The organism is Planotetraspora kaengkrachanensis (assembly GCF_016862895.1).
In the GTDB taxonomy this organism is placed as follows: domain Bacteria; phylum Actinomycetota; class Actinomycetes; order Streptosporangiales; family Streptosporangiaceae; genus Planotetraspora; species Planotetraspora kaengkrachanensis.
Genome location: NZ_BONV01000003.1, coordinates 320,971 through 337,485 on the forward strand (window position 1 = coordinate 320,971; position 16,515 = coordinate 337,485).

17 protein-coding genes are annotated in these 16,515 nt (G+C 69.8%); 8 read left to right on the plus strand and 9 right to left on the minus strand.

The genetic code is table 11. The features are described 5' to 3' along the window. Positions 1-127 precede the first annotated feature (127 nt). Positions 128-565 (plus strand): SRPBCC family protein, encoded by a 438-nt coding sequence (locus Pka01_RS06125; RefSeq protein WP_203881601.1) that lies wholly within the window; start codon positions 128-130, stop codon positions 563-565. Between the two features lie 9 nt (positions 566-574). Here the strand turns inward: Pka01_RS06125 and Pka01_RS06130 are convergent, their stop codons facing one another. Continuing rightward, complete coding sequence (locus Pka01_RS06130; protein WP_239114767.1) at positions 575-1,309, minus strand: TenA family protein; 735 nt, start codon at positions 1,307-1,309, stop codon at positions 575-577. A gap of 248 nt (positions 1,310-1,557) precedes the next feature. Between Pka01_RS06130 and Pka01_RS06135 the strand changes: the two genes are divergently transcribed. Continuing rightward, positions 1,558-2,328 carry a hypothetical protein gene (locus Pka01_RS06135; protein ID WP_203881602.1) on the plus strand — a complete coding sequence of 257 codons (771 nt, stop codon included), beginning with the start codon at positions 1,558-1,560 and terminating at the stop codon, positions 2,326-2,328. Positions 2,329-2,416: 88 nt separating this feature from the next. On the opposite strand, the gene Pka01_RS06140 is transcribed toward Pka01_RS06135, so the two are convergent. The 3 genes from Pka01_RS06140 to Pka01_RS06150 all read right to left on the minus strand — a co-directional run bounded on the left by Pka01_RS06140 (position 2,417) and on the right by Pka01_RS06150 (position 4,586). After that, positions 2,417-3,355, minus strand: coding sequence for an NADP-dependent oxidoreductase (locus Pka01_RS06140; RefSeq protein WP_308442207.1), 939 nt, complete (start codon positions 3,353-3,355; stop codon positions 2,417-2,419). Between the two features lie 112 nt (positions 3,356-3,467). Continuing rightward, positions 3,468-3,998 (minus strand): DUF6609 family protein, encoded by a 531-nt coding sequence (locus Pka01_RS06145; protein ID WP_203881603.1) that lies wholly within the window; start codon positions 3,996-3,998, stop codon positions 3,468-3,470. Between the two features lie 144 nt (positions 3,999-4,142). Next, positions 4,143-4,586: an ATP-binding protein gene (locus Pka01_RS06150; protein WP_203881604.1), complete on the minus strand. Its 444-nt coding sequence runs from the start codon at positions 4,584-4,586 to the stop codon at positions 4,143-4,145. Positions 4,587-4,760: 174 nt separating this feature from the next. Between Pka01_RS06150 and Pka01_RS06155 the strand changes: the two genes are divergently transcribed. Further along, positions 4,761-5,411, plus strand: a complete 651-nt coding sequence (locus tag Pka01_RS06155) for an SRPBCC family protein (protein ID WP_203881605.1) — start codon at positions 4,761-4,763, stop codon at positions 5,409-5,411. 155 nt (positions 5,412-5,566) lie between these two features. On the opposite strand, the gene Pka01_RS41540 is transcribed toward Pka01_RS06155, so the two are convergent. Continuing rightward, a complete protein-coding gene (locus Pka01_RS41540; RefSeq protein ID WP_203881606.1) occupies positions 5,567-5,674 on the minus strand; it encodes an SEC-C metal-binding domain-containing protein in 108 nt (35 codons plus the stop codon). A 384-nt stretch (positions 5,675-6,058) separates the two neighbouring features. On the opposite strand from Pka01_RS41540, the gene Pka01_RS06165 reads away from it, so the two are divergent. Beyond that, entirely contained in the window at positions 6,059-6,526 is a 468-nt protein-coding gene (locus tag Pka01_RS06165; RefSeq protein WP_239114768.1) for a DnaJ family domain-containing protein, read from the plus strand. Between the two features lie 263 nt (positions 6,527-6,789). Continuing rightward, entirely contained in the window at positions 6,790-9,969 is a 3,180-nt protein-coding gene (locus Pka01_RS06170; RefSeq protein WP_239114769.1) for an ATP-binding protein, read from the plus strand. Positions 9,970-9,993: 24 nt separating this feature from the next. Here Pka01_RS06170 and Pka01_RS06175 read toward each other — a convergent pair whose 3' ends face one another. Next, positions 9,994-11,148 (minus strand): VanZ family protein, encoded by a 1,155-nt coding sequence (locus Pka01_RS06175; protein ID WP_203881608.1) that lies wholly within the window; start codon positions 11,146-11,148, stop codon positions 9,994-9,996. A 215-nt stretch (positions 11,149-11,363) separates the two neighbouring features. On the opposite strand from Pka01_RS06175, the gene Pka01_RS06180 reads away from it, so the two are divergent. From Pka01_RS06180 to Pka01_RS06190, 3 genes are all read left to right on the plus strand, one after another. Continuing rightward, positions 11,364-11,960, plus strand: coding sequence for a PadR family transcriptional regulator (locus Pka01_RS06180; protein WP_203881609.1), 597 nt, complete (start codon positions 11,364-11,366; stop codon positions 11,958-11,960). Then, complete coding sequence (locus Pka01_RS06185; RefSeq protein ID WP_203881610.1) at positions 11,957-13,159, plus strand: FAD-dependent oxidoreductase; 1,203 nt, start codon at positions 11,957-11,959, stop codon at positions 13,157-13,159. Before Pka01_RS06180 ends, Pka01_RS06185 begins: the two co-directional genes overlap by 4 nt. A gap of 142 nt (positions 13,160-13,301) precedes the next feature. Continuing rightward, positions 13,302-13,901: a cadmium resistance transporter gene (locus tag Pka01_RS06190; RefSeq protein ID WP_203881611.1), complete on the plus strand. Its 600-nt coding sequence runs from the start codon at positions 13,302-13,304 to the stop codon at positions 13,899-13,901. A 66-nt stretch (positions 13,902-13,967) separates the two neighbouring features. Here Pka01_RS06190 and Pka01_RS06195 read toward each other — a convergent pair whose 3' ends face one another. The 3 genes from Pka01_RS06195 to Pka01_RS06205 form a co-directional block, all read right to left on the minus strand. Beyond that, complete coding sequence (locus tag Pka01_RS06195; RefSeq protein ID WP_203881612.1) at positions 13,968-14,900, minus strand: amidohydrolase family protein; 933 nt, start codon at positions 14,898-14,900, stop codon at positions 13,968-13,970. Positions 14,901-15,299: 399 nt separating this feature from the next. Then, on the minus strand, positions 15,300-15,797 hold the full coding sequence (locus Pka01_RS06200; protein ID WP_203881613.1) for a DinB family protein: 498 nt from the start codon (positions 15,795-15,797) through the stop codon (positions 15,300-15,302). A 207-nt stretch (positions 15,798-16,004) separates the two neighbouring features. Further along, positions 16,005-16,472, minus strand: a complete 468-nt coding sequence (locus Pka01_RS06205) for a hypothetical protein (RefSeq protein WP_203881614.1) — start codon at positions 16,470-16,472, stop codon at positions 16,005-16,007. Between the last annotated feature and the right edge of the window lie 43 nt (positions 16,473-16,515).

Consider the following 16,515-nt stretch of genomic DNA (forward strand, 5'->3'; position numbering starts at 1 on the left):
CTCCGGAGACGTTTCGGTGCGACGGCTGCCAACGCTAACAGCGGCCCGCCGATCGCCGGCGTCCGCGTCCGCCCCCTGGGACGTGGGCCCGGCATCCGGGCCCGGCCTCTGGCACGAAGGGACAGACATGACGCATCTCGCGGTGGCGGTCGACGCCGAGGCGAGCCCGGAACGGGTCTTCGGCGTGCTGACCGACTGGGGGCGGCACCACGAGTGGATGTCGCTGACCAGTGCGCGGGTGATCGCCGGCGACGGTCACAGTGCGGGCAGCGCCCTGGCCGCCTTCACCGGGGTCGGCCCGATCGGGTTCACCGACACGATGGAGATCACCGATTGGGATCCGCCGCACACGGTCGCGGTCCGCCACACCGGCCGGCAACTGCGGGGCACGGGGGCCTTCCGCGTCATCCCCCGGCCGGGCGGGGGCAGCACGATCGTCTGGGAGGAGGACCTGGAACCGCCCTTCGGAGCCGCGGGACGGCTCGGCTGGAATCTGGCCAGGCCGGTCGGCGCCGCCTTCCTCAGAAGGTCGCTGCGCCGCCTGGCGAAGCTCAGCGCCGTCTGACCGGGGCGCTCAGCCCTCCGCCATGTCGAAGAAGCCCCGCTCCAGCCTGGCCGCCTCCCGGAAGAAGCCCAGCACGCGGGCCTGGCCGTCCTCGCCGAGGGAAGGGCCGATCCGGTCGAGCTCTCCGCGGAGGAACCCCACCCACGCCTCGAACTCGGGCCCGCTGTGCAGGTCGATCCACTCGCGGTGGAGGAACCGCTCCGGCAGGGGCTCGGCGGCCCGGCTCGCCCAGCCGAGATAGATCCACTCCGCCAGGCACAACACGGCGAGGATGACCGGATACTCCTGGCTGACGCGCGCCTCGTCCATGAGCGCCCGGAAGCGTACGGTGACCGGCTCCAGCACCGGCGAGGTGAGGTCGTCCGCCCCGACGCCGAGATCCGCGAGCGCGCGGTGGAAGTAGCTCCGCTCGGTGTCGGTGACGATCTGCCCGAGGAACCGGCCGAACGGCACCCGTGACTCGAAGCGGTCGGCGCCGGCGACGGCGGCGCCGAGCAGCGCCGTGAAGGCGTCGACGAACTGGAAGTCCTGAACGAGGTAGCGGCGCATGTCCGCCTCGCCCCTGATGATCGCGGCCGCGAACGGGTGGGTGACGACGGCGGTCCAGTCCGGCTCGCTCGCCGAGCGCAGCCACTCGCTGAAGGCGGGGTCGGCGGCGGTGGACCGCCACACCGCGTACGCCGGCACGGGCGAGTCGTTCGGGCCGTCCGCGTGCGAGTCCGCCGCGCTGTCTTCGATCTCCACGCGGCGAGCATAGCTCCGGGCCCCGCGCGCCCCGGACCGCGCCCCTCGGTCTCAAGAACGCCGGTCTCATGAACGCCGGCCGACGGTCATTCATACGGACGGCGAACACATCGTTGCTGATCAACGAGGTTTTCACGGATTGATGACGTTTTTGACACGGTCCAATACAGATGGCCAACCACTAGGCCGCCAGGACCGTCGAAGCGGGCATGTTCACAGATCTATCGAGCGCGCACTCTCGCCATCACATGAGCAGGACGCGCCTTCACCGCCGCTCTCTCCTGGCGGCGGCCTCCGGTGCGCTGGCCCTCGGCCTGCTCACCGGCTGCGGGGGGACCGACACGGCCGCCCCGGCCACGGCCACCACCCCGGCCACGGCCGCTGCGAGCCCGGCGGCCTCGCCGACGAGCACCGGACTGGCGGCGCTCTCCGGCGCCGAGGTCATCAAGCAGGCGCACGAGGCTTCGACCTCGGCGAAGTCGGTCCACCTGCGCGGCGCGTTCAGCGACGACGACGGCACCTACGAGCTCGACACCACCATGGTGCGCGGGAAGGGCGGCGCCGGCCGCATCACGCTGGACGGCCAGAGCGTGGAACTGACGGTCATCGGCAAGTCCGCCTACATGAAAGGCGACAAGGCGTTCTGGGCCGCGGCGGCGGGCGCGGACGCGGCGAGCATGCTGGCCGGCAAGTACGTCAAGATGCCGTCGACCGAGAAGGGTTTCGGCGACCTCGCGGCCCTGGTCGAATTCGACAAGATGTACGGCGAGATGTTCTCGGACACCGGCGATGTGAAGGTGACCGAGCCCACGGAGATCAACGGAGTTCCGGCCATCACGCTGCACGCCGATGACGGAAGCAAGATCTACGTGGCGACGGAGGGCAAGCCGTACATCCTCCGCGTCAGCAGCCCCGACGACGACTCGCAGTACCTCGACTTCCTCGACTACGACAAGGCGGTCACCCTGAAGACGCCTCCGGCGGGCAAGGTGCTCGACATCGGCAAGATGATGGGCTGACGCGGGAAACGGCCCGCCTCCCCCGCATGGGGAGACGGGCCGCACCCCTTCACTCCGCTTCAATCGGCGGATTCGCGCCGCGGACGCCTCACACGGTGAGGACGATCTTGCCGATCGAGTGGTCGTGCTCGGCGGCCTCGTGCGCGGCGGCCGCCTCGGCGAGCGGGAACCGCTTGCTGACGAGCACCTTCAGTCGGCCGCTTTCGTAGAGCCCGACGAGACCGGCGAGGCCGGCCGCGTCGGGTTCGACGAGGAACCCGGTGGCGCGCACGCCCTCCTTCTCCGCGGCTGCGAGCACGTCCGCGCTCGCGCCCGAGGGCACCTCGATGAGCAGCCCACCCGGACGGAGCACCGTCAGCGACCTGAGCCCGGTTTCACCGCCGATCAGGTCGAAGACGACGTCCACGTCGCGCACGGCGTCCTCGAAGCGGGTCGCGCGATAGTCGATGAGCTCGTCGGCCCCCAGTTCGGTGAGCGTCTCGTGGTTGCGCGGACTCGCGGTCCCGATGACGTGGGCGCCACGGGCCTTGGCGATCTGGACGGCGAGGTGTCCCACACCCCCGGCCGCCGCGTGGATCAACACCCGCTGGCCCTCCTCGACCCCGGCCGTGTCGACGAGCGCCTGCCAGGCGGTGAGGCCCGCCAGCGGGAGCGCCGCCGCCTCGGCGACGCTCATCCCCGCCGGCTTGCGCACGAACTGCCGGGACGGCGCGGTGACGTACTCGGCGTAGGCGGCGGCCTCGCGCGGGAACCACGGCATGCCGAGCACCTCGTCGCCCACGGCGAAGCGGGTCACGCCGACACCGAGCTCGTCGACGACCCCGGCCACGTCCCAGCCGACCGTGAACGGCGGGTTGCGCAGCGGACCACGCCCCGACCTGGTCTTGAAGTCGACCGGGTTGACGCCGGCGGCCTGGACCCGGACGCGCACCTCGGTGCCGATGGGTTCGGGACGGGGCACGTCCTCGAACCGCAGGACGTCGGGCCCCCCGAACTCGTGCTGCCGGATCGCCTTCATCGTCGCCATGGCACTCCCCCTCGTAGCCATCGGCCAGGTTGCTCCTCGCCGAATCCGACCCTAGTCCGGGGTCCCGGCACCGAGATCGACCGGTCCCGGCGCGGCCGGATCACGTGCCGGATCACGTATAGGTGAGGGCCGGGTACAGGAGCAGCATCACCATCCCGAAGCCGAACTTGAGCAGGCCGTCGACCACGCCGAAGATGCGCAGCGGCAAGGCGATGATCCGCATGCCCAGCAGGGCGTTGGCGACGGTCACGACCCCGAGGAGCGCCATCAGCGGGCCGTGGGCGGGTCCCATGATGATGAAGTGCAGGCCCACCACGAGCAGGATCGCGAGGATCTGCGTCCGCTGGTCGGCCTCCTTGAATCTCGTGAGGACGAAGGCGATCAGTCCGAGTTCCACGAGGAAGGAGAAGACGAGGGCGGAGATCTGGACGATCGACGGCGTCCCCAGTGAGGGCAGCAGCGCGCTCAGGCCGCTGGCGGTGAGCCCGACCGCCCCGCCCGCGATGGCGGACGGGATCCAGATCTTCGGCACGATCCACCCCAGGAGGAAACCGAGCCCGACGAAGATCAGGAAAAGCCCGCCCCCGCGGATCAGCGGGTACGGGTGCGATTCCGTCGCCGTGACGATCGATAAGGTGATCACCCGCCCAGAGTGTCAGGGATCACACTCTGACGACAGTGGGTGATCAAACCGTCATATTTCCTGCTATGCGAGCGCCTTCCGGGGCGGGGCGGCATGCCGAGAGGCCGCTCCGGAACGGCCTGCGCAAGCACGCCGAGAGGCCGATCAGCCCACCGAGGCGAGGGGGTCGGCGGCCAGTGACCCCCGGCGGGATGGGGCTCCGTCGCCGGTCACGAACCAGACGATCTTGCCCCCGCGCTGCGGGTGGGAGACACCCCAGTCGTCGGCCAGCGCCGCCACGATCATCAGTCCTCGGCCACCGGTGGCGTCGGCGCCGGGCTCTCGCATGCACGGCACGCCGTCGCCCGGGTCGTAGATCTCGCCGTACACCCAGTCGGCACCCCCCACGAGCCGGAGGGCGAGGGCGGTGCCGCCGTGCCGTACGGCGTTGGTCACGAGTTCGCTGACGATGAGCGCGCAGTCGTCGATCAGGGACGGGATCCCCCAGTGGTCCAGTTCCCGGCGCACCAGTGCGCGGGCCCGGGGAACGCTTGCGCCCACCGCGGGCAGCAGGCACTCCGCGGTGCGCGGGTCCGAATGGGGGGTCACAACGTCACTCCAATCGATGGGAGCGCTCCCACATCCACGATAGGACATGTACTCCCGTGTGTGAACCTGTCGTTTCAATTCTGTTGCCCGGCACCTCCGAGCGGAGGTTCATAAGTGTGATCAAGTGCGATATAAGGGCATTCATCCCTTCCGTTTGTCACTCGATGAGGTTCCGTGAAGAAGTTCTTTCGACTTTTCGCGATCCAGCTGTTCACGGCAGCAGTCGTGCTCGGCGCGTTCTCCAATCCCGTCCACGCGGAGACGTTCGAGACCGACGCTCAACTCGCCGCCGAATGGCAGGCCGCCTGGGACTTCTACAAGTTCTACGAATGCGCGACGGCTCCCCTGCCGTTGACGGGACGAAGCCAGGTGAAACGCGACATCTCCATCGACATCGACGCACCGATCGAGCACGTGTTCACGGCGTACTCGAACGTCGACAACCACGTCGGCCTGCACTCGTTCCTCAAGCGTGTGGTCACCCACACAGACCGGACCGAGGGCGGCGTACGCTACGTGGACTTCACGGCCATCGAGGACATTCCCGTCGTCGCCGGGATCCCCGCCACGAGCAAGACCCACGCGCAGCAGCGGATCCACCCCGACGAGTTCTTCTACGAGACCGACAGCTGGTCGCTGCCCAACGTGGTCACCCACCAGAAGATCGTCTTCGAGGACCTGGGCACCGGCGGGACCCGCGTCACCGAGCACCTCACCTTCGAGGCGAGCGTGGTGCTCATCGACTTCACGGTGACGAACGGCGTCTCCTCCCATCAGGAGACACAGGAGGGCCTCAAGGAGGCGATCGAGAGCGGCGCGCTCTGACCCTCGTGCGCGTCCCCCCTCAGGTCCAGCGCCCCGGCTCAGGTCCAGCGCCCCGGCTTATGTCTCGTGCACCGGCCCCCCGCAAGAGGCGGGGGCCGGGCCGTACGGTCCTTCAGGTGTCCCGGTCCCGGACGTAGTAGTGGCCGAGGGTGTCGTCATATCGCCCGCTGGACCGGCAGCAGCGGCGGAAACCGCCGCCCGGAGCCGCAGGGACACGGATCGTCGCCGCCGAGTTTCTCGATCAGCTCGGTGTCGACGCCCACGCGGCGGTCGCCGCGCTTTACGCGGGTCTCGCTAAAGGGAACCCCCGGCGGCGCTTGCCGGTCGGCTCATAGGACGGCTCAAAAGGAGTGGTCGTTCTCGGTGTACACGGCGGGCTCCTCATCGGAGAGTCGGTCGGATCTCCCCGACGATAGATCTCACCCGTACGGCGAGGCGATCGAATATCCGACCGCGAATGGGCCGGTCGTCCAGGAACGGGTGTTCCTTCGCCATCCCGCCCAGGAGGCGTCGGGCACGACCCGGATCCCAGACGGCCTCGGTGCGGCGCACCCGTTCCCGGTTGCCGCCGGCACGCCCGGTTATGCTCGCGGTGTCCGCTGTCGTACGCGGGAGGCAGGCCGGTGACGGAGCGCAAACCCCCAGGAATGGGTTTCGAGTCATGGATCGACCGGCAGATCCGAGAAGCCGCCGAGCGCGGCGCGTTCGACGATCTGCCCGGTGCGGGCAAGCCCCTCCCCGATCAGGGCAAGCCGTACGACGAGATGTGGTGGATCAAGCAGAAACTCCGCGCGGAGAACCTCTCGTTCCCGCTGCCGGGCACCCTCGCCCTGCGCAAGGAGGCCGAGGAGGCCATGGCGTCGGCGTCGCGGGCGAGGACGGAGAACGAGGTCCGGGCGATCGTGACGGAGATCAACCAGAGGATCGCCGAAGCCACCAAGAAGGCCCTGTCCGGTCCGCCGCTCAATCTGATGCCGTTCGATGTGGACGAGGTCGTCCGCGACTGGCGTATGCGCAATCCCTCCCCCGGCGCCCCCGTCTCCCCCGCCGAGCCCCCGCCGCCACCGCCGGCCAGGAGGCGCTCGCCGTTCAGATGGCTCCGCGGCGCACGATGAGATCTCACTGACATCGCTGCTGACGGCATTTGTCGCTATTAAGCGGCATATATTCGCGGATGCGCGGCTTCTCGTTGGCTTGCGCACAGCCGGCATGCCGGACTCCACGCACCGGCGCACGGATCGACACGCGCGAAGAATCGCGGGAAATCTTAATATGGCATTTCCGGCGAGCGTCACGGAGCGTGCTGAATTACTTGCTTCACGTTAAGCATTCGAGGAGACGAGACCCCCACGAGCCAGGAACGGACGGCCACCTTTCCATGGAGACGCGAATCGACGACGTGACCCGCGAGCTCATCGGCAGGGACCATCCCGCCGCGATGTTGCGCGTCGAGATCGGCCGGGCCGCGGAGAGCCACGGCGGGCTGGTGCTGGTCACCGGTGAGGCGGGCATCGGAAAGACGACGCTCGTCACCGACGCGGCGCACGCGGCCAGACGGCTGGGCGCTCTGGTTCTCGGCGGCTCGTGCTGGGACTCCGACAACGCGCCCGGCTACTGGCCGTGGGTGCAGGTCCTGCGCGGCGTACGGCGCAGCGTCACGCCCGGCGAGTGGTCTGCGGCCGAGGACGCCGCGCGGGGCGGTCTGACCGCCCTGCTCGGGGAGTCGCCGAGTTCCGACGTGGTCGACGGATTCCACCTCTACGACGCCGTGACGAGCGCTCTGGTGTCGATCTCGCAGAGCCGTCCCGTCATGGTCGTCCTCGACGACCTGCACTGGGCGGACGCCGCGTCGCTGAAGCTGCTCGAGTTCGCGGCCCAGCACACCTGGTTCGAGCGGCTGCTGCTCGTGGGCACCTATCGGGACGTCGAGGTGGAGCACGCCGGCCATCCGCTCCGCCCGTTCCTGCTGCCGCTGGCGTCGAGGGCGACGACGATCACCCTCACCGGGCTCGACCGCGACGGGGTCGGGGCGCTGATGGCGCGCACGACCGGGCAGGAGCCCGCGGCCGACCTGGTCGCGGAGGTGCACCGGCGCACCGGGGGAAACCCCTTCTTCGTGGAGCAGACGGCACGGCTGTGGCGCAGCGGCGGGTCGGTCACCGCCATCGCCCCCGGCGTCCGCGACACGTTGCTGCGCCGGTTGTCCCTGCTCCCCCGGCCGGTCGTCGAACTCCTCACCACCGCCGCCGTCCTCGGCCGCGAATTCCACCGCCAGGTGCTGGCCGCCACGGCCGCCGAGCCGGTCGCGCACGTGGACCGGCTGCTCGGCCAGGCGGTGGCGGCCCGGCTCGTCGTGTCCAGAGGCGGGGCGTCGTTCGCGTTCGCGCACGACCTGGTCCGCGAGACGTTGTATGAGTCTCTCGGCGAGGAGGAGGCGTCGCGGCGGCACGCCTCGGTCGTCCGGGCCGTCGACCGCACGCCGGATCTCGCCGACCGGACGGTCCCCACCGATCTCGCCAGGCACGCCTACCTGGCCGGCGACCACGTCGAGACCGCCCGTACGGTGGAGCTCCTGGTCGCCGCGGCCCATCACGCCGTACGTCGCCTGGCGACGGAGGAGGCGGCCGGCCACTACCGCAGGGCGCTCGACCTGGCCGTGGACTGCAGCCCGCGGCAGCGGGTCATGCTCGCGCTCGACTTCGGCCGGGAGCTCTGTCAGTGGGGCGACAGCGACGTCGGCCGGCGTGCGTTCGAGGAGGCCGCAGCGGCGGCGCGGGAGGCGGACGACCCCGAACTGCTGGCCCGGGTGGCGCTGTCTCTCTACGGGATCCGCGGCCGCGACCACATCGGCCGGATGAGCGCCGACCTGCTGAGACAGGCGCACCGCAGGTTCGTGCGCCGTGGTTCGCCCGACGACCTGCCGCTCGACCGCGTCGCCCAGGACCTGGCCGTCCAGGTCGCCGTGCTGGCCCGGCGTGACGACGATGACGAGGCCCTGGCCTTCGGCCTGTGGGCCCGGCACGACAGCATCTGGGGTCCCGGCACGGCGCCGGAGCGGGCGGCGCTCACCGAAGAGCTCCTGTCCCTGGCGCGCCGCACCGCGGACGTGGAGATGGAGAGTTACGCCGCCGCCCTGCGCTGGGTGGCACTGCTGGAGCAGGGTGATCCCCGCTATCTCGACCAGTTCGACGCGTACATCGAGTTGGGCAGGCGGGACGAGACGCCTCTGCTCGGCCTGTCCACATCGACCGACCTCAGCATCGTCTGCGCGCTCATGGGCCGCTTCGACGAGGCGCAGAGCCACCTGAACGAGGTCGCGGAGGTCAACGGGCGCCTCGACCACGACCACTTCGCGTTCATGCTCGACCATCACCGCTGGGCGATGCGGCTACTCCAGGGACGGTTCGACGATCTTGAGGAGCTGCACCGCGTCCTTCTCCAGAGCCGGCACCCCTGCCCCGGCCTCCTCCAGGCCATGACCGAACTGCGCCGGGGAGATCTCGAGCCGGCGCTGCGCTACCTGGCCGAGGCGAACGCCAGGGGCGAGTCCCGCGAACGCCTGATCCGGCCACTGTGGCTGCGCTTCCAGGCCATGGTCGCCGCGGCCTCACGCGACCCCGAGCTGTGCGAGAAGGCCCGGGCCGACCTCGAGCCGCACATCGGCACATGGGCGGTGGCCATTTACGGCTGGGACATCGGGGGTCCGATGGTCCTGTGGCTGGCGCTCGTCGACGCGGCCCAGGAGCGCTGGGACGAGGCGGTCGACGGCTTCACCCGGGCGTGGCACTCCGCCGACCGGCTCAAGGCACGCCCCTGGTCGATCGAGGCGCGGGCCCACCTCGCCGAGGCGTTGCTCGCACGGAGGGGACCCGGCGACGTGGAGACGGCCCGTGGGCTCCTCGACGAGGTCGAGGCCGAGGCGGCCCAGATCGGCATGACGCACATCGCCGAAACCGTTCATCGGCTGCGGGCCGCGCCGCACCCGCTTGAGGCCGCGGACGCACCGGAGTGGTGCGACACGTTCGCGCGGGACGGCGAGGTCTGGACGCTCGCGTTCGCAGGCCGCACCGTCCGCCTGCCCGACGCGAAGGGTCTGCGGGACCTCCGGCACCTGCTCGGCCGACCAGGGACGGACGTGCCCGCCGTCGAGCTCCTCGACCCCGAAGGCGGGGGGCTCGTCGTGGCGGCCCGGCGGATGGGCGGTGACCCGATTCTCGACGAGGAGGCCAAGGCCCGATACCGGCGCCGCCTCTCGCTGCTCGACGAGGAGATCGACCGGGCGGCGGGGCTCGGCGACGACCGAAGGGCCGCGGATTTCGACAGGGAGCGGGAGGCTCTGCTCGACGAACTGCGGGCCGCCGCCGGGCTCGGCGGGCGCGACCGGAGGCTCGGCGACGAGGCCGAGCGGGCCCGCAAGACGGTCACCGCCCGGATCCGCGACGTCCTGCGCAAGCTCGACCGGCTCCACCCCGAGCTCGCCGCCCATCTCCGCGCCACCGTCTCCACCGGCGCGACCTGCCGCTACCAGCCTGATGAGGAGATGACCTGGCGCTCCTGACGCCGCACCCGATCGGGACCTCGGTCAGGCGCTCACCCGCCGGTCGCGCGACCCGGCGGACCGCCCCGGCCTGACCGGCCCGTTCCCCCGCCGGCGTGAGTCCGTGACGGTCAGCCCGGAGACCAGCCCGGACAGCCCCCGATGCGATCGCGGCAGGGCGAACACCGGGCAGGCCACCAGCAGCAGATTCGCCAGGACGCCGGCCGCCGGCACGAAGGGGTCGAGCCCCACGAGGAGGCAGTAGCCGAAGGCTCCGAACAGCAGCGCGGGGACCATCCGGACGCCGGGCCGGGTGCCGTCCGGACGGGTCCGGCGCAGCCGCACGGCATGTTGCCCCAGCGTGGCGCCGTCCGCGCCGAATGCGGGGACGGCGAGCAGGAGCACCGCCGGCAACCAGGGGTTGAGCGCGGAGTTCGCCAGATCACCCCACGGTTGCTCCGTCACCCGCAGGCCGAAGCCGTACGTGGCGACCAGCTCGAGAAGGGTGGCGAGGACACCGCCGAGCAGGAAGACCGCGACCAGGTCCACCAGCATCCCCAGCAGCCGCCGTCCGGCGGTCAGCGGACGGGCGACGTTCGCCGGGAGGAGATGCCGCCCGTAGACGAGATGCAGCAGCGGCGAGAACATGACGCCGATCGCCGCGCCGAGGCTGTTGGCGAGCAGGTCGTCCACGTCGAACAACCGGTAGGGGCACGGGAAGAGGAACCAGTTCCCGGTGTACTGGGTGACCTCGATCAGCAGCGACACCACGGCGCCCGTCAGCACGGTGGTGACCACGCCGCGCCGGAAGTAGTGGCGGATGTACGCGCCCAGCGGGACGAACAACGCCACGTTGAACACGACCTGCTGCACCGCGGGATTGGCGGGCAACGCGCGCAGCCCCGGCGTCCGCTGCTCCCGTGCGATGTCGTCGAGGAAGCGCAGCGGGTCGAGCTGCGCGTGGCTCATCGCGGTGTTCACCGCACACCAGCCGCCGTCGATCCTCGGTACGGGGAACAGCGTGTAGGCGACGAGGGCGAGCCCGTAGATCAGGAAGCCGAACGCGAGCAGTGCCGGGCCGAACCCCACCTCGCCGCGCCGCCGGTAGCTGTGGAACACAAACGGCACGAACAGGACGACGGCGAGCATCGTCCCCCCGAGCAACGCCGGCACGGCGGGCAACAGCCGGTCGGAGAGCAACGATCGACTCCGTTCAGATTCGTATTGATCGGCTTGATCTTCTTGATCCGCCCCGGACGGCCCTGATCGTCTGCCCGGATCGACCGTTGGAATCTAGTTCATCCGGTTTCGCACCCTCATGCGAGGTTCCTTACTCCAACAGCCGATGGCGCAAATAGTTGACATCAACTATTCAGCCATGGATAGTCGAAATCAACTAGGCAGATAGGAAGATCGTGGTCAAGCGACGCAAGGTGTCCAATCCACTGGCTCTGGCCGTACTCGTCTATCTGATGGCCGAGCCGATGCACACGTACGAACTCGGGCGGCGGCTCCAGGAGCACGGCAAGGACCGCAACATCAAGTACAACCGCGGCTCCCTGTACATGGTCGTCGAGCAGTTGGGCAGGGCCGGGTTCGTCGCCGAGCGGGAGACCGTGCGTGACACGCAGCGCCCGGAACGGACCATCTATGGGATCACCGAGGCGGGGCGGGCCGAGCTCTACGACTGGATGCACGAGCTGGTCGCCGTCCCGCAGGAGGAGTACCCGCACTTCGGGGTCGCCCTGTCGCTGCTGGCCGTGCTCGCCCCTGCGCAGGCCGCGGAGCTCCTCGGCCGGCGCCTCGCGGCCCTGCGCGAGCAGGCCGAGGAGGCACGGGGCGTGCTGCGGCAGGCCGTCGAGGACGACGTGCCGTGGGTGTTCCTGGTCGAGGAGCGATACCGGCTCACCCTGGTCGACGCCGAGATCCGCTTCGTCACCGATCTCGTCGAGTCCCTGAGGGACCCTGCCTACGAGCGGACCTGGCAACGGATGAAGGAGAACATGACATGAGCAAGGTGCGGACGGCGATGGTCATCGGCGGCGGCGTCGCGGGCCCGATCGCGGGGATGGCCCTGCGCATGGCCGGCGTGGAGGCCACCGTCTACGAGGCGTACCCCACCACGGCCGACGGCGTCGGCGGCTCGCTCGGCCTGGCGCCGAACGGCCTGTCGGCGTTGGAGATCGTCGGTGTCGCCGACACGGTGCGGGCCGTCGCCAGGCCGATGCCCCGCTCGGTGATGGCCGTCGGCCGCAAACGGCTCGACACGCTGCCGACCCTGCCCGGGCTCCCGCCGTTACAGCTCATCTGGCGCGCCGACCTGCATCGCGCGCTGTACGACCACGCGGTCGCGCGGGGCGTACGGTTCGAGCACGACAAGCGCCTGGTCGGGGCCGACGAGACCGGGTCCGGGGTCACGGCCCGGTTCGCCGACGGGACGACGGCGACGGCCGACATCCTGGTCGGAGCGGACGGCATCCGGTCGACGGTCCGCACGCTGATCGACCCGGACGCGCCGGGCCCGACCCCCACCGGGCTGCTCGGCTTCGAGGCGGTCGCGGACTTCGACCTGCCGCAGGACGAGGGGACTATCACCTACGCCTTCGGCAGGCGCGGCTTCTATCTGTTCCGCCCGCATCCCGAGGGCGGGGCGGAGTGGGGCGCCAACCTCCCCTCCGACACACCCATGACGGCGGCCGAGGCCCGGCGGATCCCGAACGACGAGTGGCTGCGCCGGCTGCGGGCCCACCACTCCGAGGACCAACCCGGCGCCGAGCTGATCCGTCGCACGGATCCCGACCGGCTCCAGGTGCTCGGTTCGCTGCACATGATGCCGAAAGTGCCGCGCTGGCACAGCGACAGGATGGTCCTGGTGGGCGACGCCGTGCACGCGCCGTCCAACAGCTCCGGCCAGGGCGCGTCGCTGGCCGTCGAGAGCGCGGTCCAGCTCGCCCGTTGCGTGCGCGACCTGCCCGACGCGCCCTCCGCGTTCGCCGCCTACGAACGCCTACGCCGTCCCAGAGTGGAGAAGGTCGCCGCCCGTGCGGCGCGGATCAACAGCACGAAGGCGGCCAAGCCGCTGTCCCGAGCCCTGATGCCGCTGCTGATGCCGATCATGCTGAAGACCGTCATGCACCCGGAGCGGGCCTTCGGCGTCGAGCAGCGTTACGTGATCGACTGGGACGAGCCGGTCGCCCCTGGCACGCGGTGAGCCGTGAGAGGGATTCGAACGGAGGGCCGCTGCAGGCGAAGATGTGCGGAGTTCTCCAGTTCGCAAGGCATCACGTGGCTCCATCGACACGCTGGGCTGCAGCGGATGGTGGCGTCCCATACGGAAGGAAACGGTTCCCCCCGTGAACCTGGGCATCGTCGGCCAGGCGACTGGCTTGTTCGCCGTCACCAACGTCGACGACATCCTGATTCTGGCTTTGTTCTTCGCCCAGGGCATCGGGCATGCCGGCGCGGCATCTCGGATCGTGGCCGGACAATATCTCGGCTTCCTGGGCATCCTGACGGCTGCCGTCGCTGCGGGGTTCGGCGCGACCTTCCTGCCCGACCGGGTCATCCCCTACCTCGGCCTGTTGCCCCTCGCACTGGGGCTCAGGGCCGCGTGGCAGGCGTGGTACGACCGCCGAGGCGACACCGGGACCGCCGTCGTGGAGGCCGGAGGCGGGCCGAAGATGCTGGAGGTGGCCGCTGTCACGTTCGCCAACGGCGGCGACAACATCGGCGTCTATGTTCCGGTCTTCGCCACAGCAGGTGCCGGTTCCACGACCGTTCATGTCGTCGTCTTCCTGGCCCTGGTCGCCGTCTGGTGCGCGGCCGGTCGGTTCTTCGCCACGCGTCCCATCGTCGCCGGAGCCCTCAGCCGATGGGGTCACGTTCTGCTGCCGCTCGTCCTGATCGGCATCGGCGTGCTCATCCTCGTTGAAGGCGGCGCCTTCCGGCTCTAGTCAGCTGATCACAGCGTCATGCGCCCTGAGCGTGCCATCGCGCTTCCGCGCCCTTCACCGCTCCGACTACAGCCCGAGCAGCGCGGCGGCGTTGCGGTCGAGCACCCCGGCGGCGTCCTCACCGAGTCCCTCCTGGACGTAGCTGACCGCGCGGCGGAACAGGTCGCCGTTCTCGTACGGAAAGTCGGTGCCGAGCACGAGCCGGTCGGCACCCAGGGTCTCGGCGGCGGCCCGCACCGCCGGCACGTGTCCGTGCCCGACCGTGTCGTACCAGAGGCGCCGGGCCGCGTCGCTCGGCTTCTCCGGCGCGCCGGGCGCCTCCCAGCCGTACTGGTTGTCGATCCGCTGCAGCAACATCGGCAGTGCGCCGCCCAGATGAGAGCTGATGATCTTCACGTTCGGATGGCGGCTGGGGATGCCCGCAAGCAGCAGTTGCGTCACCGCGATCGTGTCCTCGACGGGCGCGCCCACCATCCACCGCATGTTGTGCTCGGCGATGAGCGGGCTGCCCGCCGCGCCGCCGGTCGGATGCACGTAGAGGACGGTGCCACGCCGGTCCAGTTCCTCCCACAACGGCGCCAGCGACGGATCGGCCAGTGAGGCGCCGAGCACGTCCGTGGTCACCGCCGCGCCGACCATCCCCAGCTCGTCCAACCCCCGGGCCAACTCCTTCAGCGTGGCGTCCATGTGCGGAAGGGGCAGGGCGGCGAACGCGGAGAACCGCTCCGGGTGCCGCCCGGTGACCTCGGCGTACAGGTCGTTCGCCAGCCGGGCCGCGCGCACCGCCTGCGCCTCGTCGGCGAAGTGCGGCACACGCGGGGAGACGGACAGCACCTGCCGGTCGACGCCGGCCGAGTCCATCAGCGCGAACCGGGCCTCCACCTCCTGGGGGCCATCGCCCGCGCCGAGGCCGCGGTTCACGGAGGCGTCCTGCCCGTACGACTCGATCAGGTCCAGGTAATCGTCGGTCCACAGGTGGGCGTGCACGTCGATACGCATCAGAATCACTCTTCCTTTGCCCTGCGGCCTTGCCCTGCGGGCTCGCCTTGCAGTCGAACTAGGAACCCTGCAGGTCCCGTGGCGTCCGTGATCTGACGTGGTTCCGGATCGGCGGCATGGGCGTTCCGCAGGCAGAAAGTCGGCTATGGCCTCCCGCCTTCTTCAATTGGCCCTGATCGCTGTGACGGGAATCCTTCGCGGAGCCCTGTTGAGCCCCCTGACTCGTATTCAATACCGGCCCTGCCCCAGGCCTGGCAGTGGACCTGCTGGAGTTCAAATCCACAGTTCATGAGTAACTGGTGTGGGCGCAGGCTGAGGAGCTGAGATGAACCGGATCATGGTCCTCGGGCGGGGTGCTGCGGGCAAGTCCACGCTCGCGGTCCGGAGAATCTGGGCGCACTAACCGTTGATGAGCTGCTCGCGCAGGATGTCCGCGTGTCCGCAGTGCTGCGCCAGCTCGCGCAGCACGTGGAGGTACACCCAACGCAGCGGGAGCGAGCCGCGCCGGTTGCCATGGACCATGTCGTCCGGCCCCAAGGAGGACGTCGCGCGGCGCGACGCTTCGCATGCTTCTGTGTGCGCGCGCTGGACACTGGCGATGGTGTCGTGGTCATCGAGGATGAACGACTCATCGGGCGTCGCGGGAATGCCGATCTCGGCGCGCGATCGACACGAGACGGCTTCGTCGAACCAGACCTTCTCGACGAACGTCGCGTGCTTGACCAGACCCAGCAACGTAGTCCTGGAGGCCACCAACGATCGGCGCGCCTGCTCCTCGGTGATCCCGTCCAAGCAGCTGTTGAGCGCGGCGCGGTGCTCGTCGAGGAACGCCTCGAACTGCACCTGGGCGGGCTGAGCAATGACGTCCTCGGCGAACGTCGGCGGAAGCGACGACATGCGCGAAGCATTCCAAGACCGTCGTCCAAACAGCAACTCGCGCCCTCCGGCGTGCCCGGTCTCCTCGTGCCATCAGCGCTTGGGCTACCGATCTCGGCCCGGTGACCTGGCACGCGGCCGGCACGTCATCATGGGCTGGATCATGGGCTGGGTCGTCGGCTGGAAGGCCGGGCGGAACGGCTTTGGGCTTGGTGGATCCCGATGGACTCAGGTGGGAACGTCACCCAACTGTTCGGCCAGCCGCTCCAGACCGCCCCTGATGAGCCGCCCATACTCGTCGTCGCCAAGTGCGCCGATCTCGGCCCGCGCCTGCTGGAGGTGCTCACGGGCGCGGCCGAAATCGCCCAGCTTGCGATAGCACTCGCTCAAGTTGAGGTGCAACGACGGATACAGGCCGGCCACCGAAAGCGGCACCCCAGCTTGGGCCACCCGCTCATCAGTGACCAGATCGGCAGCGGCAAGCGCTCGCAGATCCCACATCAACTCCTGGTGCACGTCGTCTTGCACGTCGGCCATCGAATGGGCAAGGACGCAAACATGCAGCGGGTCGCCTTGCTCACCGCCGATGTCGTCCCAGATCTGCGCGAACAAGTCGCGAGCGGCTTCACGCTGACCTCGGTGGTGATGCAACTCCACGCCCTGGCCGATCCTGGCCATCGTTGGATCGATGATCACGAACGGCTCCTTCACCCGCGCGGCAGTCGCAGCCAGCCTACTT

Excerpts from the sequence above, each read along its gene's own strand:
- Pka01_RS06170 (WP_239114769.1), top strand. The coding sequence starts at position 6,790 with ATGGAGACGCGAATCGACGACGTGACCCGCGAGCTCATCGGCAGGGAC.
- Pka01_RS06185 (WP_203881610.1), top strand. The coding sequence starts at position 11,957 with ATGAGCAAGGTGCGGACGGCGATGGTCATCGGCGGCGGCGTCGCGGGC.
- Pka01_RS06140 (WP_308442207.1), bottom strand. The coding sequence starts at position 3,355 with ATGGCGACGATGAAGGCGATCCGGCAGCACGAGTTCGGGGGGCCCGAC.
- Pka01_RS06200 (WP_203881613.1), bottom strand. The coding sequence starts at position 15,797 with ATGTCGTCGCTTCCGCCGACGTTCGCCGAGGACGTCATTGCTCAGCCC.
- Pka01_RS06135 (WP_203881602.1), top strand. The coding sequence starts at position 1,558 with ATGAGCAGGACGCGCCTTCACCGCCGCTCTCTCCTGGCGGCGGCCTCC.
- Pka01_RS06125 (WP_203881601.1), top strand. The coding sequence starts at position 128 with ATGACGCATCTCGCGGTGGCGGTCGACGCCGAGGCGAGCCCGGAACGG.
- Pka01_RS06195 (WP_203881612.1), bottom strand. The coding sequence starts at position 14,900 with ATGCGTATCGACGTGCACGCCCACCTGTGGACCGACGATTACCTGGAC.
- Pka01_RS06165 (WP_239114768.1), top strand. The coding sequence starts at position 6,059 with ATGGGTTTCGAGTCATGGATCGACCGGCAGATCCGAGAAGCCGCCGAG.